The organism is Actinoplanes sp. OR16, from assembly GCF_004001265.1.
GTDB lineage: Bacteria > Actinomycetota > Actinomycetes > Mycobacteriales > Micromonosporaceae > Actinoplanes.
On record NZ_AP019371.1, the window covers coordinates 6,928,476 to 6,950,722 of the forward strand.

Sequence of the window (22,247 nt, forward strand, 5' to 3'; positions counted from 1 at the left end):
GTCACGCCGGAGGATCGGAAAATCGGCCAGGTGACGATTTCCGTTCCGCTCGTTCGTCATCCCGGTGCAAAGGTAGTCCCGAAGCCTCCCGAGAAGGAGAGAATCATGCGTTTCGCGTTGCTCATGCACTACCAGGAGCCGGCCGAGGGTGAGCTGGACGAGGAGGCGATCACCGGGGCGCAGCAAGCGTTCGACGCCTACGGCAAGGCGCTGCACCAGGCCGGCGTCCTGATCTCGGCGGACGTGCTGCGGCCGTCCGTCGCCACCACCAGCGTGACACTGCGCGACGGCTCGCTGCGGGTGCAGGACGGCCCGTTCGCCGAGACGAAGGAGGCGCTGGCCGGCGTGTTCCTGGTCGAGGTGCCGGATCTGGACGCGGCGATCGGCTGGGCGCAGAAGTGCCCGGGTGCGCAGTGGGGCACCCTGGAGATCCGCCCGGTGGGCACGACGTTCACCGGCGGCGCGTGGACCGACGGTTGCGTCCAGAGTTGACTGCTGCCGCCGAGGTGGCCGCCCGGGACAGCTACGGCCGGCTGCTCGCCCTGCTCTCCGCGGCGACGAACGATCTCGTCGCCGCGGAGGACGCCCTGGCCGACGCGTTCGAGCGGGCGGTGACGACGTGGCCGGCGCAGGGGGTGCCGGCCAACCCGGACGCGTGGCTGCTCGCCGTGGCCCGCAACCGGCTGCGCGACTGGTGGCGGTCCGCCTCCTACCGCCGCACGGTCGCCCTGGACGTCGAACGGGACTCGCCCGCGCATCTCGACGAGATCGACGTGGACCGCATCCCGGACCGCCGGCTGGAGCTGATGCTGGTCTGCGCCCACCCGGCGATCGACCCGGCCGTGCACACCCCGCTCATGCTGAACACGGTCCTCGGCTACACGGCCGAGCAGATCGGCCGCGCCTTCTCGACGCCGGCGGCCACGATGGCGACCCGCCTGGTCCGCGCGAAGAAGCGGGTGAAGACGGCCGGCATCCCGTTCCGCCTGCCCGCCCGCGACGATCTCCCGGGCCGGATGGACGCCGTCCTCGAGGCCGTCTACGGCGCCTACGTGATCGACCGCGCGCCTGCGGAAGCCCTGCATCTCGTGGAGGTCCTCGCCCGGCTCGCACCCCGTGATCCGGAGGCTCGCGGCCTGGCAGCGCTGGTGCAGCTCTCGGCCGCGCGAGCCCCCGCCCGCACGGACTCCGGCGGCCGATTCGTTCCGCTCGCCGACCAGGATCCCGCTCGCTGGGACCGGAGTCTCATCGCCCGGGCGCACGAGCATCTCCGGGCCGCCCACGCGCAGGGCCGGCTCGGCCGTTTCCAGTTGGAGGCCGCCATCCAGGCCCTGCACTGCGCCGACAACCGCACTCCCGACCGCACCACCCTGCTCGACCTGCACCGCGCCCTGCACCGCCTGGCGCCGTCCCTGGGCGGGGGTGTGGCGCTGGCCGCCGCCACCGCCGACGTGGACGGCCCCGCGGCCGCCCTCGCCCTGCTGGACACCGTCATCGCCGAAGCCGGAGACGCCGGCCCTCGCTTCCAACCGGCCCGCGCCGCCCGAGCCCACCTGCTCAAACGCCTGGGCCGGGCCACCGAGTCCGCCGCCGAGTTCGACGCGGCCATCGCCCTCACCCGCGACCCGTCCGAAAGCGCATACCTCCAGAGCCAACGGCCTTGATGTCGCAGCGGGGTGGGTGGTGCAGACCGTCGCTCACGCCGAGGGCGCCGCGTTCCTCGCCGGCCGCTGCGCGTCCGGACCGCGAGTTCACCCAGCGCGACCTGAGTGAGTGGAAGCGCCCTCCTCCTATCAGTCCCGCCACCCGGCGGTCCCACAGAGCGACATTTCGGGCGTCGACCCAGCGCCGGCCGCTCAGCCGGTCCCGTGGCGGCGGCCCGGCTGTGAGCCATGGGTCGCAAATCGGGCGCTCGACAGCCATGAGTCACAGCCGGCTCTCGCGGGCTGTGACTCATGGTTGTCGAGCGGCCTCATGGGCGGCGGAACCGGTGCGGCAGGGCGACCGTCGGTTCGACGACCTGGCGCGGCTTGCCCAGGCCTTCGACGCCGTGCGTCCTGGGCTGGGGATGATCGGTTCCGTGCCGCCGATTCGAGGGATGGCGATTCGCGCGGGCGGGTCGGCGTACGGGGAATGGTCTAATTCATGTGGAGGATCTGGATCAGGTTGCCGCAGGTGTCGTCGAGGACGGCGGTGGTGACCGGGCCCATCTCGACGGGCTCCTGGACGAAGCGGACGCCCAGGCCGCGCAGCCGCTCGAATTCGGCGCGGACGTCGGTGACCAGGAACTGGGTGAAGGGGATGCCGTCGTTGACCAGGGCTTCCTTCCACGGCTTGGCGGCCGGGTGACCATCCGGTTCGAGGAGCAGCTCGACGCCGTCCGGGTCCTCCGGTGACGTCAGGGTGAGCCAGCGGGAACCGTCGTCGCCGAGCGGGATGTCGTTCTTCTTCACGAAACCGAGCTTCTCGGTGTAGAAGCGCAGCGCCTCCTCCTGGTTGCTCACGAGGACGCTCGTCACGTGGATCCGCATGTCAGGTCTCCGGTTTCTTCCAACGGTCGGTGAGGTGTTCCAGAGGCGCGGTGTCGAGATGGTGGAACTTGTATCGCCCCTCGCGGCGGGCGGTGACCAGACCAGCACTGATCAGCACCTCCAGGTGCTGCGAGATCGCCTGCCGGGAGGAGGCCAGCTGGTGCCTCATCGCCAGCCGGGTGCAGATCTCGAACAGGGTCTGGCCGTCGCGGTCGGCCAGCTCGTCGAGGATCCGGCGCCGGGTCGGGTCGGCGAGCGCCTTGAAGACGTCGTCCTCGCTCACGACTCCGATAATAGGCAAGTAACCGCTTGCCTATCAACCCCGGACCAGATCGGGGAACGCCTGCCGCACCCCGGTGAGGACCAGCTCGGGGGCGGGTGCGCGGTCGGCGGCGATCGCGACCGCCTCGCAGACGTCGGTGAGCGTGTTGATGCCGACCGCGGCGTTGAAGAGCTCCTCCACGGCGAGACCGGCGGCCTGATCGTGGGAGAGCGACCGGCGGATCCCGCCCTCGTCCGGCAGCGGCATCCCGTCGCGCAGCGCGGCCAGCGCCACCGCGGCCCACGGGTGACCCAGCAGGCCGGCCTGGCCGAGGATCCGCTCGACCGCCCACGCCGCCACGGCCCGGCGCTGCTCGTCTCCCGCGTCGGCCAGCGCCGCCACCAGGTCCGGGTCGAGCTGGGAGAGCCGGGCCGCCGACCAGCCCGCCTCCCGCAGGCGAGGATCGTCCGGGACCCGGCCCTGCCAGATGTCGTAGAGGTGGTCCTCGGCGTAGTCCTGCAGCCGCTCGGCCCGGCGGGTGCGCAGGCCGGTGATCCGATCGGCCAGCTCGGCCCGGGTCAGGGCGGGCTGGCGTTCGACGCCGTGCCAGTACCCGCCGATGTCCCGGCTCTGCTTCACGATCCGGTCCGCGCCGGTCGCCGGCCAGAACTGCAGCAGGGTGGCGTCCCCTCCGGCGCAGTAGCGGACCCGGTAGTTGCCCGGCGGCAGGTCGACCGGGCCCTCCTGGCGGTCGTACGCGGCGAGCATCAGGTTCTCGGCACGAGTGCTGAACGGCGCCTCCACGACGTCCGGCCAGATGTCGGCCACGACCGGCTCGGCGGTGTGCAGCTCGACGCGGACCTGCACGTCGCCGCTCATCGGGCCGGTCTTCAAATGCAGGATCCCGGGGATGGCCGCCCCGCACAGCCCGTTCACCTGGCCGCGCATCGCCTCGCGAGGATCACCCAGGTCGGCGTGGGCGTCACCCAGGCGGAGAAACCCGTAGTGCACCCGGATCGGCGTGTCCAGCAGAACTTCGACCAGCACACCCCCAGTCTGGCCCGCACGGACCGCCGCGGAGGCGCCTATCCCCGGATCGTCAGGTGCCCGGCGAGCGAGCGGAGGAAGCCGGGGGCGTCGAACATCGCGCCGGCCGCCGCCACGCCGGTGGTCAGGGCGCGACCATCGAGCAGACGGGCGGCCGCCTCGACGGCCAGGGGCGCGCTCACCGCGTAGATGTCGTGACCCGTGGCGGTGACCCGGCGCTGCTCGCCACCGCGGCGGACCACGGCGTCGACGGTGAACGACTCGGGCGCCCGCTCGCCGGCCGCGGCCAGGTCGTTCGCCGCGGTCACCGTCATGTACGTCCGGACCTCGGGGATGTCCAGGTGGCTCGGCACGGTGACGATGTCGGCCATGCTGAATCCGGCCAGGACCGGGCGCGGGCCGTCCGGGAACTCCCAGTCGACAGTCGGCAGATCGCCCTCGGGGTCGTAGTAGTCCAGCTTGCCGCCGGTGAAGCGGACCCGGCGGCCCTGCCGCCGGTCATGCGAGACCACACCCGCGGCTATGGTTCCCGAGGTGGGGTGCCAGCTGCTGAGCCCGTACGATATGTGCGCTTCATCGGCCGTGTCCCAGTCGGCCATCGCCGTGGTGACGAGCAGGTCGCCCAACCCGCCGAAGAAGGCGGCGGCCGGCACCACATCTGTCCGGAAATTTCCGGACAAGGTCTCCGCGTTGGCCTCGATCTCCGCCGCGACGTCGACATACGGGATGGTGCACGCCTCGGCCGCCGCGATCACCGGTGCGGCCGTCGACGCGAACGGACCCGCCGTGTTGATCACCGCGTCGGCGCCGGCGAGCGACAGGTCCTCGATCGTCGCCACGCGATAGGGATGGCCCATCGTTCGCAGCCTCGCCTCGTCACGCCCCAGGAGCAGCGGCGCGAAACCCCTCGCCGTGAGCTCCTCCACGACGAAACGACCGGTGTGCCCATATGCCCCGAAAACCGCAACTGTTCGCATGCCGTTCAGCGTGCCAGCGTCCTTCTGAGCAGGCCAGTGTCGGGAACGACAACACCCGTACACTTTCGGACATGACCACGATCGGGCTGGCCGCCACCGACGGGATGCTGCACTTCGAGACGGCGATGACCTTGGAGATCTTCGCGCGCGATCCGTCGGGCCAGGCCCCTTCCTGGTACGACGTGACGGTGTGCGGACCGGGTCCCGTCCGCGCCGGCCGTTTCCTCATCGACCCGGACACCGGCCTCGATCAGCTGGCACACGCCGACACCGTGATCATCCCGGCGATCGAGGACGTCGACGCCCCGATCTCCCCCGACCTGATCGACGCCGTCCGGGCGGCAGCCGACGCCGGCGCCCGGCTCGTCTCGCTCTGCACCGGCGCGTTCGTCCTCGCCGAGGCCGGTCTGCTCGACGGCCTGACCGCCACCACGCACTGGGCGCACACCGGCGTCCTCGCCGCGCGCTATCCGTCGATCACCGTCGACCCGGACGTCCTCTACGTCGACAACGGCCGGGTCCTCGCCTCCGCCGGCAAGGCCGCCGCCATCGACCTGTGCCTGCACCTGATCCGCCGCGACCACGGCTCCACCGTCGCCAACGCCATCGCCCGCCGCCTGGTCGTCCCGCCGCACCGGGCCGGCGGGCAGGCCCAGTTCGTCACCACGCCGGTCCCGGACCGCGAGGACCATCCGCTGGTCGCGCTCTTCCCCTGGGCGATGAAACGCCTGGACCAGCCGCTCACCGTCGAGGACCTGGCCCGCCAGGCGCGGATGAGCTCCCGCAACCTGGCCCGCCACTTCCACGCGGTGACCGGCACGACACCCCTGCAGTGGCTGTCGGCGCAGCGGATCCGCCGGGCGCAGGAACTCCTCGAGAACACCGGGGACAGCATCGACCTGATCGCCGCGGCCTCCGGAATGGGCACCGCGACGACGCTGCGCCGCCACTTCCACCGCACGGTCGGGGTCGCCCCGGACACCTACCGGCGCACGTTCCGCCGCACCTGATCCGGTGGGCCGGCCGCCTACCGCGACGACCCGCGGTGGCGGGAGTCGTCGCGGCCGTCCTCGCCTCCGGAGCGGCGGCCGGCCGGGCGAGGGCCGACGGCGTCGTGGCCGTCCTCGCCGCCCTCGGCGGTACCGCCGAGTGCGGCATTCCTCCCCGTCGCCCGCGGCAAGCGGGGCGGTCCGGAGTTCCACGATCGCGGGTGATGAGCCGAGCACGACCAAGCTGTTCAGAATCGGTCATCCCGAAGCCGTGGAGACGCTCGACGGCTACCGACCGGCCGCCACCGCCCTCTTCGGGATCCGCCGGCCGCTGTTCCCGTTCCCGCTCCTGGCGCTCCGGGTGATCGCGGGAAGGACGTGCGCGGTCTTGATCGTGATCGGGGGAACAGCACGTGTGGCGCGGCTGTCCGAAGAGGCAACATCGAGCAAACAATGATCGATCGCCGGCAACATTGACCGGTTAAGCTATCGGGAATCGGGGAGCTTTTCCGGCGTCGGAGGGGTGAGCGCGCATGCACATCGACATCCTGGACCTGCTCGATGACACCCTGTCCCGGCTGCTGACAGTGCGCGGCGAGCTGGCCGCCGCCCGCCGCGTCGAGCCCGGCGAACGACAGACCGCCGTCATCGAGGCGATCGAGGTGGCGCGCGAGTTCTCCGCCTCGGCCGCGCTCCTGCTGGAGAACGCTCAGGACCGTTCCCGGGTCGAGGCCGCCGCCAGGAACGCGTTGTAACGCGCCAGCTCATCCTCCTCCCCCGCCGCTGCCGCGCGGTCCGCCGCACGATCGAGACGCGCCTGCTCCCGCTCGTCACTGCGAATCCACTGCCTGATCAGAATCAGCACCACGATCGCGGCCGGCAGCTCACCGAATGCCCACGCCAGCCCCGCGCCCAGCCGCTGATCGGCGAGCAGCGAGGACGCCCACGGCGGATGCACGGCGGTGTACCAGTCCAGGCCGATGATCGTGGCCGACTGCAACAGCACGAACCCGAAGAACGCGTGCGCCACCATCGCCAGGAAGTGGATCAGCGTGAGCATCGCCGGATGCACCCGGCGCCGCCCGGGGTCGACGCCGATCAGCACCCAGAACAGCAGATATCCGGCGGCGACGAAGTGGACGACCATCGCGAGGTGCCCGATGTGGTAGCGCATCAGCGTGCCGAGCAGCCCGCTGAAGTAGAGGCCGTAGAGGCTGGTCACGTAGATCGCGAGGGCGACCAGAGGATGCGTGAGGAGGCGGGCGGCCCGGCTGGACGAGATGATCAGCAGCCACTCGCGGGCGCCACGCACCTCCGGGTCGGCCGGGCGGCGCAGCGTCCGCAGGGCCAGGGTCACCGGCGCGCCCGCCACCAGCAGGATCGGCACCACCATGGACAGCACCATGTGCTGCACCATGTGCACGCTGAACAGCACATACGCGTAGCGCGCGAGACCGGTGCTGGTCACCGCGGCCAGAATGATCATGCCGCCGAGCCAGGCGAGCGTGCGGCCCATCGGCCAGGCATGGCCGGCGCGGCGCAGGCGGAGGACCCCGACGAGGTACGCCCCGATGCCCACCGCGGCGACCGTCAGGAAGAACATGTCCGGCAGCGGGTCACCGAGCAGCCGTCCGGCAGTGATCGGCCCGGGCATCGGGAAACCGAGCAGCTCGGTCACCGGGTCCACGTCGGCGCTCTCGGTCACCGGCGTCGGTGTCCGGGACAGCCCGACGGCCAGTCCCATCGCCGCGCCGAGCACGATGACCTCCCCGGCGGCGAGCCGGAGGAAGGCACGCGGCTCGCCGTTCGCGAGCGCCGGCAGGGTGCGCCGCCGGTGGGCGAAACCGGCCACACCGGCGGCCACCAGAGCCACGATCTTCACCATCACCAGTACGCCGTAGCCGGACGTCCACACCGTCTCCACCGCGCCGAGCCGCACCGCCGCGTTCGCCGCGCCACTCACCGCCGTAGCGACGAAGCACCCCAGAGCGAGCCTGCTGTAGCGCGCGGCCGTGGCGGGGAATGATCGTGCCGTGCGGACCGCGAGCAGGCCGGCCAGCCCGCCCAGCCACAGCGATGCCGCCGCCACGTGCATGGCGAGGCTGGTCACGGCGATCTGGTGGTTACCCGAGCCGGCCGCGTGGCCGGTGAACGCCGGCGGCACCAGCGCCACGACGGCGACCAGTGTGGTGACGGCGGCCAGCCCGCGCGACACCCCGGCCCGGGTCAGCACCGCGACGAGCAGCGCCAGCCCGGCCTGCAGCAGCAGCGCCTGCCCCTGGTTGATCGAGAAGGCGAACCCGCTGATCGCCGTGCCGCCGAGTTCCGTGACGGGCGTGCCGAGGATGTCGGAAACGGTCAGCACGATCAGCGCCAGGGCGCTGCAACACCAGGCGAGCGCGAGCCAGGTGGTCCGGCGCAGGAGCCTCCATCCGTTCGCCGACACGCTCGTGCGATCACCGGGCAGCAGAAAGGCGGCCGTGACCACGCCACCGGCGACCAGGACGCCGAGCACGTCGGTGGCGAGCTTGACGATCGGCAGCCCCCACCAGGTCAGCGGCCCCGGACTCGGTATCCCGGGCAGGACCGCCGGATCCACCCCACCACCGAAGATCAGCGCTCCTATCAGGACCAGCACCGCGACGATCGCTGCCATGACCGGCTTCACCCGTGTTTCCCCTCGCCTGTGACACCAGGCAGTCAGTCGTCCTCCTCCCCCGGAAAGTTCCGGCTGGAAATGTGATCCCGGCCTGATTACATTTCTGTCCATGACCCCGCGCCGCTCGCCCCGTGCCGCCGTGGTCATGCTGCTGCTGGTCCTCCTGGCCGGCCTGCTCGCTCCGGCGGGCGATGCGGTCTCACCGGCGGACGTGGCCGGGCACTCCGCGGAGTTCCACGCCGAGCAGGCCGACGGCGCCGGTCATGCCGTGCTCGGCAAGCGCCTGCGGCCGCAGGCCGTCCTGCCGCCTGTCGTGGTGGTGCCGACCAGTTCCTCCCCCCGCCCTCCTGCTCGCCGTGGCGATCACTCGTTCCGGCCGCCGACGTCTACCGGAGCCGTCCTGCGGGTATAGGCCGCTGCTCACGCCGCCGCCTCCACCTCCGCCCTCCGTCCGTCGCCGCCCGCCCGTCGCCGCCCGCCCGTCGCCCTCTGCTCGTCGCCGCCCGCCCTTGGTCCTCCGCCCTTGGTCCGCCGACCACAGGAACTCGCGGGAACGCGCCGGACCGCAGGGAACGCGCAGGCCCTCGCCGGGACGCACGGGAAGCGCGGCAACTCGCAGGAAGAAGCCCGCCATGCACCCCCGTCCGCCCTGCCGCAGCACGCACACGTTCGCCGCAGCCGGTAGCCGGCTCGTCTACGACCGGTGGACCGGTCCCGGACGCCCGGTCCTGCTGCTGCACGCCCTGCTCTTCGACCGCACCCAGTGGTGGCCGCTCGCCGCCGACCTGGCATCTTCCTGCACTGTCGTGGCCCCGGACCTGCCCGGCCACGGTGAGACCCCGATGCCGGCCGGCCTCAGCCCAGCGCAGGTGGCCGGCGATCTGGCCCGGCTGGTCGAGAGCCTGGGCCTGCGCCGCGCCCCGGTCGTCGTCGGGCACGCCACCGCCGCGCCGCTCGCCGTGGCGTTCGCCGACCAGTTCGCGGTGCACGGCATGCTCCTGGTCGACGAGCCGATGGACGTCGTCGACAGCGGGCCCGACGCCGTCGTCGCGGCCTCCGGGGTGGACAGCGTCCCTGAACAGTTCCGGTCGTTCGCCGAGCCGCGCCGCGATCCTCAGCTGGTCGCCGCGTACCGCTCGTGGCTGGACCGCCCGTCATCCCGCCGACCGGTTTCGCACACCGGACGCCCGTCCGAGGACCTGAGCCGGCCGCGCTTCACGCCGCTCTCCGACACCGAGGCCCTGGCCGCCCGGATCCAGTACCTGCTCTGACATGCATGGCGCACTATGGCACCTTGCACTAGGTTGGTGCGGGGTGCCATAGTGCAACATGCCATAGGAGGTGAGCTGCGATGATCCGGAAAGCGGACCGTGACCTGACGTCGCTCACCGTCCTGGCGTTGCTGACCACCGGGCCGCGGCACACCTATGAGATGCACCTGTTCATCGAGCGCACCCACAAGACGTTCGTGACCGGGTTGCCGCGCAGCCTCTACCACGCCGTCAACCGGCTGCTCGCCGCCGGCGACATCGTCGTCACCGGGACCCTGCGCGACCCGGGCCGCCCGGAGCGGACCGTCTACGCCCTCACCGACCAGGGCCGCGCCCGGCTGCGCGACTGGGTGCGGCTGCTCCTCGCCGTTCCGGACCCGGACGCGACACTGCTCACCGCGGCGCTCAACTACGCCGGCTGCCTGCCACCCGACGAGGTCGCCGACGCGCTGCACGACCGCCGCGCCGAGCTGACCCGCTCGCTGCAGCCGGCGAAGGAGGCGCTCGGCCTCGATCTGCCCCGGATCCTGCTGCTGGAGGTCGAGTTCGAGGTGGCCCGCCTCACCGCCGAACTCGCCTGGACGACCTCGATCCTCGACGACCTGGACACCGGCCGGCTCACCTGGCCGCCCCTGCCGGGCGACGTGGCCGATCTGGAACCCCTGCTGCGCGAGGAGACGTAACCCGAAGGGAGCGCGTGCGATGAAGAAGCTGTTCGAGGCGTCGGAAGCCGTCGCGGCGCCGGTCGCGCAGGTCCGGGCGCTGATCGACGACGGCTGGGCGGTGCGGGCCTTCCTCGGCGGTGAGGAGGCCGCCGCCTACGTCGAGGTGGACCATCGGCCGGGCGTGGCCGGCTTCCAGGGCCACTGGTGGTACCGCGGCGAGATCAGCGCCGAACCCGCCGCCGCCGGGACCACCCTCACCTACCGCGTCTTCAACATCGCCGCCGGCGGCGCCTGGGCGGTGCCGCTCGCCAACAAGCTGTTCATCGGCTACCGCCGGAAGGTCCAGGACGGCGTCACCGCCCTGGCCCGCCGGATCGAGGACCACCTGCGCTGAGCCACGACCGCGCCACCGCGACGTCGTCGCCGGTCAGCCCGGGACAGGATCGGCCCGGTACGCCGGGGCGTGACCCGGTGCCGATCGTCGTGCACGGTGATCGATTAGGTGGTGGCGGGCATCGGACGGAGACTCGTCGCCGTGCTCAACTTCTTTCTCGACGCCGCCGAAGGACGCTTCCCGCCCGTCGACGGCGAGGTGACCGTGGTGCCGCCGCTCGCCGGCGGGCTCGAATGTTCGGTCGCGTTCACCGGTCATGCCGTGGTCGCCACCGCTCTGAGCGCTGACGAGGTGCGGGCGCGGAAGCCGGACGGGTTCGGTGGGTCGATGTCGCCCGACTTCCTGCGGTTCCTGGCCGGGCCGGCCGGCTGGATCGGCGTCATCGACGCGACGCTGGTGAGCCGGGGGACCGGTGGCCGGCCGCGGCTGCCGGAGCTGGACGGCGTGGACGAGCATCCGCGGGTTCAGTACGCCCGGGAGATGCGCAGCGATCTGCGCATCCACGGCGACGAGCGCGGGATCATCGTGGTCGCCGCGGGACTGGCCGGGCGTACCGAACTCAGCATCGAGCTGACCGATCCGGGTCACGACGGCCGGGGTCACGGGCGGTCCCTGATCGCCGACGCGCTGACGCTGGTCCCGGCGGGTGAGCCGGTCTTCGCCGCGGTGTCGCCCGGCAACGCCCGGTCGCTGCGCGCGTTCCTGGCATCGGGTTTCACGCCGATCGGATCCGAGGTGCTGCTGCGGCCGGCACGCGACTGACGGCTATTGCATCAAATCGGTTTGATGTAATCTGCCGGGGTGAACCCTCCGGCGTTCCTCACCGCGGCCGGGCACCCGCTGCGCTGGCAGCTGCTGACCGAGCTGTCCCGGACCGACCTGGCCGTGCACGAGCTGACCGGCCGGGTCGGCCAGTCGCAGAACCTGGTCTCCTACCACCTGGGCAAGCTGCGCACGGCCGGACTCGTCACGGCGCGGCGGAGCAGCGCCGACGGCCGGGACACCTACTACGCGCTGGACCTGGCCCGCTGCTCCGAGCTGATCACCGGCACGGGCGGCGCGCTGCACCCCGCGCTCCGGCTCACCGCGCCGCCCGTTCGGCGCGGTCCGCGTACCAGGGTGCTCTTCGTCTGCAGCGGCAACAGCGCGCGGTCCCCGATGGCCGAGGCGCTGCTCCGCCATCGCACCGACGATGAGGTCGAGGTCTTCAGCGCCGGGACAACCCCCAAACCGCTTCATCCGTACGCCGTCAGCGTGATGGCCGAGCGGGGCATCGACATCAGCCGTGCTCGCCCGCGACAGGTCGGCGAGATGGACGGCCACTTCGACCACGTCATCACCCTGTGCGACCGGGCCAAGGAGAACTGTGCCGGCGGCACCGCGCACTGGAGCATGGCCGAGCCGCGTGAGCTGCCCGAATTCCATGACACCGCCGGCCTGCTCGACCGGCGGATCGGATTCCTGATGCACACCCTCGGAGAGGAGGGGTCATGAACGACGGCACCGTGCATGTCCGCTATCTGGTGGACGACGTGCAGGCGGCGATCGACTTCTACACCGCCCACCTGGGTTTCGCCGTGAACACCGCGTTCCCGCCGGCCTTCGCCGACGTGATCCGCGGCAATCTGCGGCTGCTGCTGTCCGGCCCGGAGAGTTCGGCGGGCCGGTCCATGCCGGACGGCCGGCGACCCGGCCCCGGCGGGTGGAACCGCATCCACCTGCTCGTCGACGACATCGACGGCGAGGTGACGCGCCTGCGTGCGGCGGGGGTGGCGTTCCGCAGCGACGTGGTCAGCGGGCCGGGCGGCCGGCAGATCGTGCTCGACGACCCGGCCGGCAACCCGGTCGAACTCTTCCAACCGGCAGGGACCTAGGTGCACCAGGCGACACTCGGAACCGTCCTGCGGGAATGGTTACGGATCGGCTGCGTCGGCTTCGGCGGGCCGCCCGCGCACATCGCGCTGCTGCGGAGACTCTGCGTCGAGGACCAGAAGTGGCTGGGCGATCAGGAGTTCGAGGACGCGATCGCGGCCTGCAACCTGCTGCCCGGTCCGGCCTCCACGCAACTAGCGATCTTCTGCGCCTGGCGGGTCCGCGACCGTCCGGGTGCGCTGGTCGGCGGCTTGGCTTTCATCGTACCGGGACTGATTCTGATCCTGGGCCTCGCCGCGCTCTTCCTCGGTGACCCACCACCCTGGGTGATCGCGGCGGGGGCCGGCGCGGGTGCGGCGGTCGCGGCGGTGGCGGTGCAGGCCGGCTGGAGCCTGATGCCGCCGGCGTGGCGGCGGGCGCCGCACCGCGGGCGCTGGGTGACATATCTGCTGCTGGGCGCGCTGGCCGCGGCGACGGTCGGGCCATGGCTGGTGCTCCTGCTGATCGTTTGCGGTCTCGCCGAGATGATCGCGCAGAAGGTGCCGTCATCCGGGAAGCAGCATCTCGGTGCGTCGCTGCTGGCGCTCGGCGGGATCGCGCCGCTCGCCTGGACGGCTCTCAAGGTGGGCGCGCTCTCCTACGGCGGCGGGTTCGTGATCATCCCGATCATGCAGGCCGACGCGGTGGACCGGTACCAGTGGATGACCGGCGCGGAATTCCTCAACGCGGTGGCGCTCGGGCAGATCACTCCGGGGCCGGTGGTGCACACGGTGGCGGTGGTCGGCTACGCGGCCGCCGGACTGGGTGGCGGCCTCCTCGCCGCACTGATCGCTTTCGGACCGTCGTTCGCGTTCATTCTGCTCGGCGCGAGCCGCTTCGACCGTTTGAGGGGCAACGTCCGTGTCCGCGGATTCCTCGACGGTGCGGGGCCGGCAGCGATCGGCGCGATCCTGGGTTCGGCGGTGCCGCTCGCGCTCGCCCTCGACGAGACCTGGCAGTACGCGGTCCTGGCCGGCGCGGCCGTCCTCACACTGGGTTTCCGCCGCGGTCCCGTGCTCACTCTGCTGACCGCCGCGGCAGCGGGCCAGCTCCTGACGCTGTGGTGAGCCGGCATCGGCGGCGCGGCCGAAACGGATCAGGCTGACCGCGCGGCTTTCCCGGCACAGCGGCGGCAGGTCGTCGGGCACGGGGTGAGTGCCGCAGCCCGGGCCAGGCCGCTGGTGTGCAGGATCGTGGTGACGGCGTCCTCGAAACCGGTCTCCTCGGGGAGAACCTGTTCGTGCGGGACGCCCAGCAGGTCGGATCCGCCGTACCAGGAAAGCATGTGATCGGCGGTGACCGGAATGGGCTCGGCGCGGTTCCGGTGGCGGCGGACGGTCTCCTCGAAGGAGACGTCGAACCAGAACACCCATGACGGGCCGGGATGGGCCGCCATCAGATCGCGAAGCGGGCCGGCGTGCTGACCGCTGTGCAGGATGCCCTCGAGGATCACGTGGTAGCCGGCGTCCAGGGCGGCACGGGCCGTCCCGACGATGAAGGCCGGCGCGACCGGATTACCGCCGTGCTCGCGCAGCACCACCCGGCGCAGGTGGTCCTGCTCGATGAGGGCGGCGCCGCGACCGAACCGCCGCCGCACCTCACGGGCCGTCGTCGTCTTGCCCGAACCGGAGTTGCCACGGATCACCACGAGGATCGGAGCGTCGGCCACACCGCCGACCCTAGAACAGCTCCAGGCCACCGGCCGAAGGCGGCGCGGCCTGGTTCTGCGGGCTCAGCTGATCGATCTGGCGGATCGCGTTCTGCACCTGCGTGATCAAGCCGCCGAAGCTCTGCTGCTGATCGTCGGCGACCGCCCGGACCTGGTCGATCGCGATGCGCACACTGGCGATCGCATCCGTCATCGTCGCCACCGCGGTGGACACGTCGGTGGCGGTGGCGGTCAGCGTACCGAGAGTGGTGTTGATCCGCTCGGCCGAGGAGGACGTGTCGTCGGCGAGTTTGCGCACCTCGTCGGCGACCACCGCGAACCCGAGGCCCGCCTCGCCCGCCCGCGCCGCCTCGATGGTCGCGTTGAGGGCCAGCATCCGGGTCTGGCCGGCGATCTGGCCGATCGCCACCGCCATCTCGGTGGCCGCCGGAAGGCTGACGCTGAGCGCCTCCGCCGCCTGGTCGGCCCGGGCCGCGTGCTCGGCCATCTGCTCGGTGGCGTCCTGCGCGGCCGCCGCCCCCGCGTTGATGTTCTGCACCGAGGCACGGACCAGATCCACCTCGTGGACGGCGTCGCCCAGCTCGTAGGCGATCCCGCCGATGACCTGCTCGGACTCGGCCTGCAGGCGGCGGACCGTCTCGGCCCGGGCCTCGTCCTCGATCCCCTGCCGGCGGCTCTGCTCGGACTCGGTGTGCCGGCGTTCCTCGGCCAGCTCCTCGGCCTGGATCTCGAAGGCGGCGAGCATCCCGTTCACCGTCTCGCCGAGAGCATGGAGATCCGGGTGCGACGAGCCGGGCAACCGGCCGTGCAGGTCGCGGGTCTGCATGATCTGGGCGGCGGCCTCCCGCAGCGGCTGGACCCGGTCACGCACGCTGCCGTGGACCACCCTGTCGAGCAGGATCTTGAACAGGACCATCGCGGCCAGCATCAGGAACCCGATCGACACCAGCGTCCCGACCGCCTCGGCGCGGACCGGGCGCGGCTGGAGGATCTCGAAGGTGACCGGCACCCCGTCGACGCCGGTGACCATGGCCTGCACGGCGATGTCGACACCGACGGCCGCCGTCCACACCTCCAGCGTCCCGATCCGGCTCGGCAGGTCCTCGTGCCGGACGCTGTCGTCCCGCACGGCGCCGATCAGCCGGATCTCGTCGTCGGTGTTCGCTGTCGTCAGCCGGAGTCCGTCGGCGTCGAGGGATCGGAAGAAGATGATGAATCCGGATTTGTACGTCGGAACGCTACAGAAAATGGTCGGCTCACCGCCGGCCGACGTGATGCCGCAGGTCGCCTCCCCCACTGTCGCCCCCGGCGTCACCAAGGTCGACAGCACGGCGGGATCGCGCAAGGCGTCCGGCAGCCGGCCGTAGGTCCCGTTCTCGATCAGCCCGCCGACGGTGAGCTCGCCGGTCGCGGTGACACCCGCGATGCCGGACATCTCGTAGATGTCGCTCATCTGAGCCGCCGGGAATGCCGCCGCGAACCTGCTCTGCGGCGAGAACGCGACGTTCTCCAGCGACTTGGTGATCCCGAGGTCCGCCAGACCCTCGGCGCCCTCGCTCAGCGCCACTCGCAACTCCTCGGCCTCCTTGACCAGGAGCTGCTGTTCCACCCGGTCGAAGCCACTCAGCGTGATCACCCACATCGGCACCAGCAGCACCACGAGGAGCGCGGCGAGAAGCCCCACCATGCGTAACCGCTGTCCCATACGACCACTTTAGGACGTTTCATTCCATCGATCGGACTTTTGCCGCTCCCCGACCGCAACCCCCGGGACACGCCGCCACCACCTTCCGTCGCCGACCCTGGTGCGATGACCGTCACGCCAGCCGGCACTCCCCTCGCCGCCGCCGATCGCTACCGCACCGCGCTGGCCGAGGTTCCCGAGGTCCTGGAGCTCGCCGCCGAGGCCTGCCGGGCGCCGATGGCCGCGCTGAAGGTCGTCGGCGGTGGCAGCGCGCACTTCGCCGCCACGCTGGGCATCCGCACCCGCGTCGACATCCCGCACTCGGTGTCGCTGTGCCGGATCGTCTCCTCCGAGGACCGCCCGATGATCGTCGACGACGCGACCCGGCACCCGGCGCTCGCCACGCATCCGCTGGTCGCCGGCGCGGAGCGGGTCCGGTTCGTCGGCGCGGCGCCACTGCACCACAACGGGCAGATCGTCGGCGCGCTCTGCGTCTTCGACGACTCTTCCCGCCGCCGCGACGCCGAGGCGACCGGCCGCCTGCTCGCCCGGATCGCCCGCCGGGTCGACGCCGAGACCGGCCTGCGGCACATGCTCACGTACCAGCCGTTCCCGGTGGCGGTGGACAACGACGACATCGTCTCGGCGATCTCCCACGAGATCCGTACCCCGCTCGCCAACATTCAGGGCAACCTGGAGATGCTGACCGCCACGCCGGGAGCCGTCGCGCCCGCTTTCGCCCGGCGCATCGACGCCATCAACCGCAATGCCAACCGCCTCATCCGTACGGTCGACAGCCTCCTGCGAGCGGTCAACCACCAGATGCAGGAGCCGACCGGCCGGCCGCAGCTCATCGACCTGCGCGGCTTCGTGACGGCCTTCCCGGACCCCCGCCTCCACATCTCCCTGCCGGCCGAGCCGGTCCAGGTCACCGCCGACCCGAGGCTGCTCGAGGTGGCGATCGGTCACCTGCTGACGAACGCGCTGGTCTTCGGCGGCCCGGACGCCCCGGTCGAGGTGACGGTCGCGGCGGCCCCGCAGCCCACGCTGATCATCCGCGACCACGGCCCGGGCATGCCGGCCGGGGAACTGCTGACGGCCGGCATGCCGTTCGCCCGCGGTGAGCGGGCGATCCGCGACCAGCTGCCCGGTCTGGGTCTGGGCCTGTCGATCACCCGCCGCATCGTCGAGGCGCAGGGCGGCATGCTCGACCTGGACAGCGTCACCGGTGAGGGCGTCACCGCGCGGATCATGCTCCCCCGTTCCTAGAACCCGTCCCGCCTGGAGGCATGACCAGCCGAAAGGCTGAGGTCGCGGGACATCGAAGACTGCCGTCGTTGCCTTACCGTGACATTCGTGATGGTCGTCGCGACAGTGGCGTTCTGCATCGGCGGGATCCTCGTGGGTGGCGCCGGCATCTTCCTCCTGCTCATGATCGGCGACATCCGGGCACTCTGGACGCTCCACCGCATCCCGGTCGCCCCGGTCACCGCCCGTGGCCGGGTCGCGCTGGAGGGCGCCACCGAGTACGGGCCGGCCGGCCCGCAGATCGCACCCCTGAGCGGCGAGGACTGCACGTGGTACCGGGTCACGCTGATCCGCGAGCCCAGCCGCGACCTCGCCCGCGGCGACGATTCGGACCACGACGTCCTGCTGGAGATCACCTCACCGTCGTGGCCCGCCCTGGCCGACCAGACCGGCAGCGTGCCGATCGATCCCCGGCTGCTCGACCACCCGCGTGCCCTCTTCGACCCGATCCAGACCGAGCCGCGCGCCGCCGTCACCACCGACATCGAATACCGCCGGGCGACTCCGGTCCGGATGCCGCGCATCGTGCCTCCCGACCTGGTGGACGGCCTGCGCACGAGCGAACGCCTACACCTCACCGAGGTACGCGTCCCGCGCGGCGTCAAGGTGTTCGCGCTGGGCCGCCTCTCCTCATCGGGCCTGCGCCCGAGCCGCGCCGGACTGACCATGCTCACGACCCTGACCCGGACCGAGGTGATCGCCGCCCGCCGCGAGTCGATGGGCCTGGGCGGGACGCTCGCCGTCGTCTCCGGCCTGATCGGGCTGGCGCTCGCCGCCGGTTCAGCCGTCCTGCTGCTCACGATGTGACCGAGGCGTCATGTCAGTGGGACTGCCGGGCCACGGCTCGCCGCACCAGGCCTCGGATGATCGGCAGGGTGACGGCCCTCATCGTCATCTCGCTGAGGCGGACGTGGAAGCGGGTCGGCGGGGCGTACTGCGTCATGCCGCGCCGCGCCACCGCCTGCCGCCGGATCACGAGCGGGCGCAGTCCGTCCTCCCAGGAGGCGAGGGCCGCCGGGATGTCGTCGCGGCCGGCCAGCGCCGCGCCGAGCCGGTCGGCGCCGGCGAGGGCCAGGGCCGCGCCGTGGCCGGCGAAGAGGGTCACGCACCAGGCGGCGTCGCCGGTGAGGACCACCCGGCCGGCACTCCAGCGCGGCATGACGACCTGGCTGACCCGGTCGAAGTAGACGTCGCCGGGGATCGGCAGGTCCGCCGCGAACGGCACGCCGGCGAACGCGTCGCCGAGCGCCGCCGCCGGGCCGCGGGCGAGTTCGGCCTCCGGATCGGCGCAGCGGTAGGTGAAGAACGCCGCCGACCGGTCCGGCCCGAGCTCGAGGATCGACGCCGTCCGGCCGACGTCGATGTACGTGGTGGCGCCCTCATGACCACGATCGGACAACGGAAAGGCGGCGACCACGTACGGGAAATCGACCCGGAAGTCCGGGCCGAACACCGATGACCGGGTACGCGAGTGGACCCCGTCGGCGCCGATCAGCAGATCCGCTTGCTCGGCTGTCCCATCGCTGAGCTTCACCCGTACCGAGGAAGGGTCTTGATCGACGGCCGTGACCGTCGTCCCGAAGCGCACCTCCGCACGGACCCGGTCGAAGAGCGCCGCCTCGAGATCGCCCCGGAAGACGGTGAGCACGCGATCGCCGAGCGCCGCCTCGGCGATCGCTGCCGGAACCGTCAATTTCGGACTGCCGTCGGGCCGGACCAGGACCGTGGTGAAGACGCCGAGGGACTTCGGAGCGAGCACCGGGAGCAGTCCGAGGCGTTCCGCGGCGTCGTAGCCGGGCCCGATCAGGTTGACGAGGTAGCCGCTGCCGCGCCGCGCCGGGGCCTGCTCGACGATCAGCGTGCGCCAGCCGTCCTGCTCCAGCCGGAGCGCCGTGGCGAGGCCCGCGATGCCGGCGCCGGCGATTATCGCTCTCTTCATGGGCCCGAGTATGAGCATATGCTCATTCTGCGGCAACCCCTAGAATCGCCGCATGCCCCGAGGTGTCGCCGTCCCGGAAGCCCGCCAGCACCTGTTCGCCGCGCTGGAGCGGGTGATGGCCGCCGAGGGGCCGCTGACCAGCCGCGCCGTCACCCAGGAGGCGGGCGTCGCCACCGGGCTGCTGTTCACGCACTTCCGCAACTTCGACGGTTTCCTGGTGGCGTACGCGGTCGACCGCAGCTTCCAGATCGCCGGCGAACTGGCGGCCACGCTGGGCGAGATCGGACACGGCACGCCGCCGCCTTCTCGGGACACACCCGGGCACGGCACGGTGGCCGGCGCACCGCCTTCGCGGGACGCCATCCGGCACGGCACGGTGGCCCGCACCCTGAGCGACGCGATCCTTGCCATGCCCCGGCCGTCGGTGCTCGCCCTCCTCCGGCTGACCGCCCTGCGCCCGTCGATCACCGCCGAGGTGGCGGCCGTGCTGGGCCCGGAGACCGCCGGCCTGCGAGCGCTGACGCACGCCGTCGGCCGCTATCTGCGCGCCGAGCAGGACCACGGCCGCGTACCCGCGGACACCGACACGGAGTCCCTGGCCCTGGCCGTGTCGGGGGTGGTGCTGACCGTGGCACTCACCGCACCCGGCGACACCGAGTCAGCGACCCGCCGCGCGATCGCCACCATCCTGCCGGACGACCTCGTAGCCCCTGCCACCCCGCCGGAAGCCCTCGCGGCCCTCGCCGTCCGGCCGGAAAACCTGGTGCGGGAAACGGACGACTATGCCATAGATTGACCAGTGCCGATTCTTGACGACGAACTGATCGAACTCCGCCGCCAGATCCACCGTCATCCCGAGCTGGCCGGCGAGGAACGGCAGACGGCCGGCCTGGTCGCCGAGCAGCTGCGCGCCGCCGGGCTCGACGTGACCACCGGTGTCGGCGGCCACGGTGTCCTCGCCGTGCTCGACGGTTCCGCCGGCGGTCCGACGCTCGTCTACCGGGCGGACATGGACGCCGTCGACACGGAACGGGCCGTGCTCCCGTTCCCGCGCGCGGACCGGGTCTTCGACGACGGCTTCGCCTCGCGCGTACCCGGTGCCGCCCACCTGTGCGGGCACGACCTGCACACCACGATCGGCGTCGGCATCGCCCGGACCCTCGCGCAGACGCCGGTCCGTGGCCGCGTGGCGTTCGTCTTCCAGCCCGCCGAGGAACCGCTGCAGGGCGCGCGGGCGATGCTCGACACCGGACTGGTGCAACGGCTCGCGCCGCGTGAGTCCTACGCGCTGCACTGCGCCCCGTTCCCGGCCGGGACCATCGCCGTCTCCCCCGGTTACGGCCTGCCCGGCCTCGACCACATCCGGATCGTCCTGCCCGACGACGACGCCGTCGCCGGCGTCACCGGAGCGGCGGCTGCCCTGGGCACCGTCGAGTACCCGCGAAGCATCGACGAGTACCACACCCGATTCCAGTCGGTGATGAACGCCTCCCTTCAGGAATCCGTGTGTGTCGGCCAGTGGACCGACCGCACCGCCGACGGGCGGCCGGTGGCGAACGTCCTGCTGCGCGTCTGGCCGCAGGAACGCTTTCCCGCGCTGCGCGAGCAGGTCTCCCTGCTCGCCGCGGAGGCCGGCGGGCACGCCGAGTTCCCCGGCGACCCGTTCCCCGCCATGGTGAACGCGGTGGATCTCAGCACGGCGGCCGGCCATCACCTGAGCGCGGCACTGGGCCCGGAGTCGGTCCTGTGGGCGCGGGCGTCCTGGCCGTACAACTGCGAGGATTTCGCCCTCTTCCTCCACGAGGCGCCCGGCGGACAGTTCTACCTGGGTGTGGCCGACGCCGCGACGGGCATGAACGGCGCTCCCCACACCCCCGACTTCGCCGCCGACGAGCGGGCCATCGCGCACGGCGTGCGCGCCATGACGAGCCTGCTCACCCACCGCCTGACGGTCCGCGACTGAGCACCTCCCGCGACGCCGCGGCCACCTCGGCCCCGGTCGATCAGCATGTTGTCGAGGTCGAGCAGGACCAGCTCGGTCAGTCCAGGGCGGCCCGCAGCGCCGCGTCCACCTCCGGGAACTCCCATCGGAAACCGGCCTCCTCCAGCACCGCCGGCAGCACCCGCTGACTACGCCGGGCCTCCCCGCCGAACTCGCCGAGCACCAGGTCGAGCGCGAACCCGGGAACCGCCAGCAGTGCGGGCCGGTGCACCGCACGGGCCAGCGATCTGGTGAAGACGGTGTTCGTGACCGGATGCGGCGCGACCAGGTTCACCGGCCCGGACAGGTCGTCGCGCTCGATCAGGAACTCGACGGCGCGGAGCCAGTCGGCCAGGGCGATCCACGGCATCCACTGCCGGCCGTTGCCGAGCCGCGCTCCCCCGCCGAGCTTGAACAGCAGGACCAGCCGCTGCAGCAGCCCGCCCGTGCGGGACAGCGGCAGGCCGGTACGCAGCAGCACCACCCGGGTGCCCGCCCCGCCCGCGGCCGCCTCCCAGTCCCGGCACAGGTCGGCGAGGAACGTGGACCCGGCCGGCGACGCCTCGGTCACCTCGTGGTCACCGGTGTCGCCGTACCACCCGACCGCGGACGCCTGCAGCAGCGCCCGGGGACGGTCACTCTCCGGCAGGCCGGCGATGGTCCGGGCGATCGTGCCGGTCGTGTCCAGGCGGCTGGAGCGCAGCAGGTCCTTGTACGCCGGGTTCCACCGCTTGTCCCCGATCCCCGCCCCGGCCAGGTTGATCACGATGTCCGCCCCGGCGACCGCCGCCGGGTCCAACTCGCCCCGCGCGGGGTTCCAGCCACCCGCTCCGCGTTTCAGTCGCGTCACGTCGTGGCCGGATGCGGTCAGCCGGGCCGCGAGCCGGGTGCCGAGGAAGCCGGACGCGCCAGTCATCAAGATCCGCATGACCACCACAGTGCCACATCGTGCCAGGATGG

Annotated in this window: 26 protein-coding genes; 17 read left to right on the forward strand and 9 right to left on the reverse strand. The window is 72.0% G+C overall.

The genetic code is table 11. The features are described from left to right. Positions 1–105 precede the first annotated feature (105 nt). Together EP757_RS31795 and EP757_RS31800 are read left to right on the forward strand one after the other, a co-directional pair. Positions 106–492: a YciI family protein gene (locus tag EP757_RS31795; protein ID WP_127552101.1), complete on the forward strand. Its 387-nt coding sequence runs from the start codon at positions 106–108 to the stop codon at positions 490–492. Then, a complete protein-coding gene (locus tag EP757_RS31800) occupies positions 489–1,664 on the forward strand; it encodes an RNA polymerase sigma factor (RefSeq protein WP_127552102.1) in 1,176 nt (391 codons plus the stop codon). The genes EP757_RS31795 and EP757_RS31800 overlap by 4 nt, the downstream gene beginning before the upstream one ends. Before the next feature lie 474 nt (positions 1,665–2,138). Here the strand turns inward: EP757_RS31800 and EP757_RS31805 are convergent, their stop codons facing one another. The 4 genes from EP757_RS31805 to EP757_RS31820 are packed head-to-tail and all read right to left on the reverse strand — an operon-like array spanning position 2,139 to position 4,817. Continuing rightward, positions 2,139–2,531: a VOC family protein gene (locus EP757_RS31805; RefSeq protein ID WP_127552103.1), complete on the reverse strand. Its 393-nt coding sequence runs from the start codon at positions 2,529–2,531 to the stop codon at positions 2,139–2,141. Between the two features lies 1 nt (position 2,532). Beyond that, a complete protein-coding gene (locus EP757_RS31810; RefSeq protein WP_127552104.1) occupies positions 2,533–2,814 on the reverse strand; it encodes a helix-turn-helix transcriptional regulator in 282 nt (93 codons plus the stop codon). A gap of 33 nt (positions 2,815–2,847) precedes the next feature. Then, positions 2,848–3,840: a hypothetical protein gene (locus EP757_RS31815; protein ID WP_127552105.1), complete on the reverse strand. Its 993-nt coding sequence runs from the start codon at positions 3,838–3,840 to the stop codon at positions 2,848–2,850. Positions 3,841–3,878: 38 nt separating this feature from the next. After that, positions 3,879–4,817, reverse strand: coding sequence for a saccharopine dehydrogenase (locus tag EP757_RS31820; RefSeq protein ID WP_127552106.1), 939 nt, complete (start codon positions 4,815–4,817; stop codon positions 3,879–3,881). Positions 4,818–4,888: 71 nt separating this feature from the next. Between EP757_RS31820 and EP757_RS31825 the strand changes: the two genes are divergently transcribed. The 3 genes from EP757_RS31825 (at position 4,889) to EP757_RS31835 (ending at position 6,561) form a co-directional block, all read left to right on the forward strand. Then, positions 4,889–5,827 (forward strand): helix-turn-helix domain-containing protein, encoded by a 939-nt coding sequence (locus tag EP757_RS31825; protein ID WP_127552107.1) that lies wholly within the window; start codon positions 4,889–4,891, stop codon positions 5,825–5,827. Between the two features lie 250 nt (positions 5,828–6,077). Continuing rightward, entirely contained in the window at positions 6,078–6,263 is a 186-nt protein-coding gene (locus tag EP757_RS31830) for a hypothetical protein (RefSeq protein ID WP_127552108.1), read from the forward strand. Between the two features lie 76 nt (positions 6,264–6,339). Then, on the forward strand, positions 6,340–6,561 hold the full coding sequence (locus tag EP757_RS31835; RefSeq protein ID WP_127552109.1) for a hypothetical protein: 222 nt from the start codon (positions 6,340–6,342) through the stop codon (positions 6,559–6,561). Here the strand turns inward: EP757_RS31835 and EP757_RS31840 are convergent. Then, positions 6,516–8,462 (reverse strand): cytochrome c oxidase assembly protein, encoded by a 1,947-nt coding sequence (locus EP757_RS31840; protein ID WP_232050100.1) that lies wholly within the window; start codon positions 8,460–8,462, stop codon positions 6,516–6,518. The two genes, EP757_RS31835 and EP757_RS31840, sit on opposite strands and share 46 nt — an antisense overlap. 112 nt (positions 8,463–8,574) lie before the next feature. Between EP757_RS31840 and EP757_RS43000 the strand changes: the two genes are divergently transcribed. The 8 genes from EP757_RS43000 to chrA all read left to right on the forward strand — a co-directional run bounded on the left by EP757_RS43000 (position 8,575) and on the right by chrA (position 13,773). Beyond that, positions 8,575–8,877 (forward strand): hypothetical protein, encoded by a 303-nt coding sequence (locus EP757_RS43000; RefSeq protein WP_160165936.1) that lies wholly within the window; start codon positions 8,575–8,577, stop codon positions 8,875–8,877. A gap of 220 nt (positions 8,878–9,097) precedes the next feature. Continuing rightward, positions 9,098–9,736 (forward strand): alpha/beta fold hydrolase, encoded by a 639-nt coding sequence (locus EP757_RS43005; RefSeq protein ID WP_160165937.1) that lies wholly within the window; start codon positions 9,098–9,100, stop codon positions 9,734–9,736. 80 nt (positions 9,737–9,816) lie between these two features. Next, complete coding sequence (locus tag EP757_RS31850; protein WP_127552112.1) at positions 9,817–10,419, forward strand: PadR family transcriptional regulator; 603 nt, start codon at positions 9,817–9,819, stop codon at positions 10,417–10,419. A gap of 19 nt (positions 10,420–10,438) precedes the next feature. Next, positions 10,439–10,795 (forward strand): hypothetical protein, encoded by a 357-nt coding sequence (locus tag EP757_RS31855; protein ID WP_127552113.1) that lies wholly within the window; start codon positions 10,439–10,441, stop codon positions 10,793–10,795. A gap of 141 nt (positions 10,796–10,936) precedes the next feature. Continuing rightward, the gene (locus tag EP757_RS31860; protein ID WP_232050101.1) at positions 10,937–11,557 is read left to right on the forward strand and encodes a hypothetical protein; all 621 of its coding nucleotides are present in this window, start codon (positions 10,937–10,939) and stop codon (positions 11,555–11,557) included. A gap of 39 nt (positions 11,558–11,596) precedes the next feature. Then, complete coding sequence (locus EP757_RS44885) at positions 11,597–12,289, forward strand: ArsR family transcriptional regulator (protein ID WP_127552114.1); 693 nt, start codon at positions 11,597–11,599, stop codon at positions 12,287–12,289. Further along, positions 12,286–12,669 (forward strand): VOC family protein, encoded by a 384-nt coding sequence (locus tag EP757_RS31870; protein ID WP_127552115.1) that lies wholly within the window; start codon positions 12,286–12,288, stop codon positions 12,667–12,669. The genes EP757_RS44885 and EP757_RS31870 overlap by 4 nt, the downstream gene beginning before the upstream one ends. Beyond that, entirely contained in the window at positions 12,670–13,773 is a 1,104-nt protein-coding gene (gene chrA / locus EP757_RS31875; protein WP_127552116.1) for a chromate efflux transporter, read from the forward strand. Between the two features lie 29 nt (positions 13,774–13,802). Here chrA and EP757_RS31880 read toward each other — a convergent pair whose 3' ends face one another. Together EP757_RS31880 and EP757_RS43010 are read right to left on the reverse strand one after the other, a co-directional pair. Then, the gene (locus EP757_RS31880; RefSeq protein WP_127552117.1) at positions 13,803–14,375 is read right to left on the reverse strand and encodes an AAA family ATPase; all 573 of its coding nucleotides are present in this window, start codon (positions 14,373–14,375) and stop codon (positions 13,803–13,805) included. A gap of 10 nt (positions 14,376–14,385) precedes the next feature. Beyond that, entirely contained in the window at positions 14,386–16,080 is a 1,695-nt protein-coding gene (locus tag EP757_RS43010; protein ID WP_160165938.1) for a methyl-accepting chemotaxis protein, read from the reverse strand. 105 nt (positions 16,081–16,185) lie between these two features. Between EP757_RS43010 and EP757_RS31890 the strand changes: the two genes are divergently transcribed. Continuing rightward, positions 16,186–17,328, forward strand: coding sequence for a GAF domain-containing sensor histidine kinase (locus EP757_RS31890; protein WP_127552118.1), 1,143 nt, complete (start codon positions 16,186–16,188; stop codon positions 17,326–17,328). 87 nt (positions 17,329–17,415) lie between these two features. After that, a complete protein-coding gene (locus tag EP757_RS31895) occupies positions 17,416–18,174 on the forward strand; it encodes a hypothetical protein (protein WP_127552119.1) in 759 nt (252 codons plus the stop codon). A 13-nt stretch (positions 18,175–18,187) separates the two neighbouring features. On the opposite strand, the gene EP757_RS31900 is transcribed toward EP757_RS31895, so the two are convergent. Further along, positions 18,188–19,306 carry an FAD-dependent oxidoreductase gene (locus EP757_RS31900; protein ID WP_127552120.1) on the reverse strand — a complete coding sequence of 373 codons (1,119 nt, stop codon included), beginning with the start codon at positions 19,304–19,306 and terminating at the stop codon, positions 18,188–18,190. A gap of 52 nt (positions 19,307–19,358) precedes the next feature. On the opposite strand from EP757_RS31900, the gene EP757_RS43015 reads away from it, so the two are divergent. Together EP757_RS43015 and EP757_RS31910 are read left to right on the forward strand one after the other, a co-directional pair. Continuing rightward, on the forward strand, positions 19,359–20,102 hold the full coding sequence (locus tag EP757_RS43015; RefSeq protein ID WP_160165939.1) for a TetR/AcrR family transcriptional regulator: 744 nt from the start codon (positions 19,359–19,361) through the stop codon (positions 20,100–20,102). Positions 20,103–20,105: 3 nt separating this feature from the next. Then, positions 20,106–21,269, forward strand: a complete 1,164-nt coding sequence (locus EP757_RS31910) for a M20 family metallopeptidase (RefSeq protein ID WP_174262466.1) — start codon at positions 20,106–20,108, stop codon at positions 21,267–21,269. A gap of 76 nt (positions 21,270–21,345) precedes the next feature. On the opposite strand, the gene EP757_RS31915 is transcribed toward EP757_RS31910, so the two are convergent. Then, complete coding sequence (locus EP757_RS31915; RefSeq protein WP_127552123.1) at positions 21,346–22,215, reverse strand: TIGR01777 family oxidoreductase; 870 nt, start codon at positions 22,213–22,215, stop codon at positions 21,346–21,348. Between the last annotated feature and the right edge of the window lie 32 nt (positions 22,216–22,247).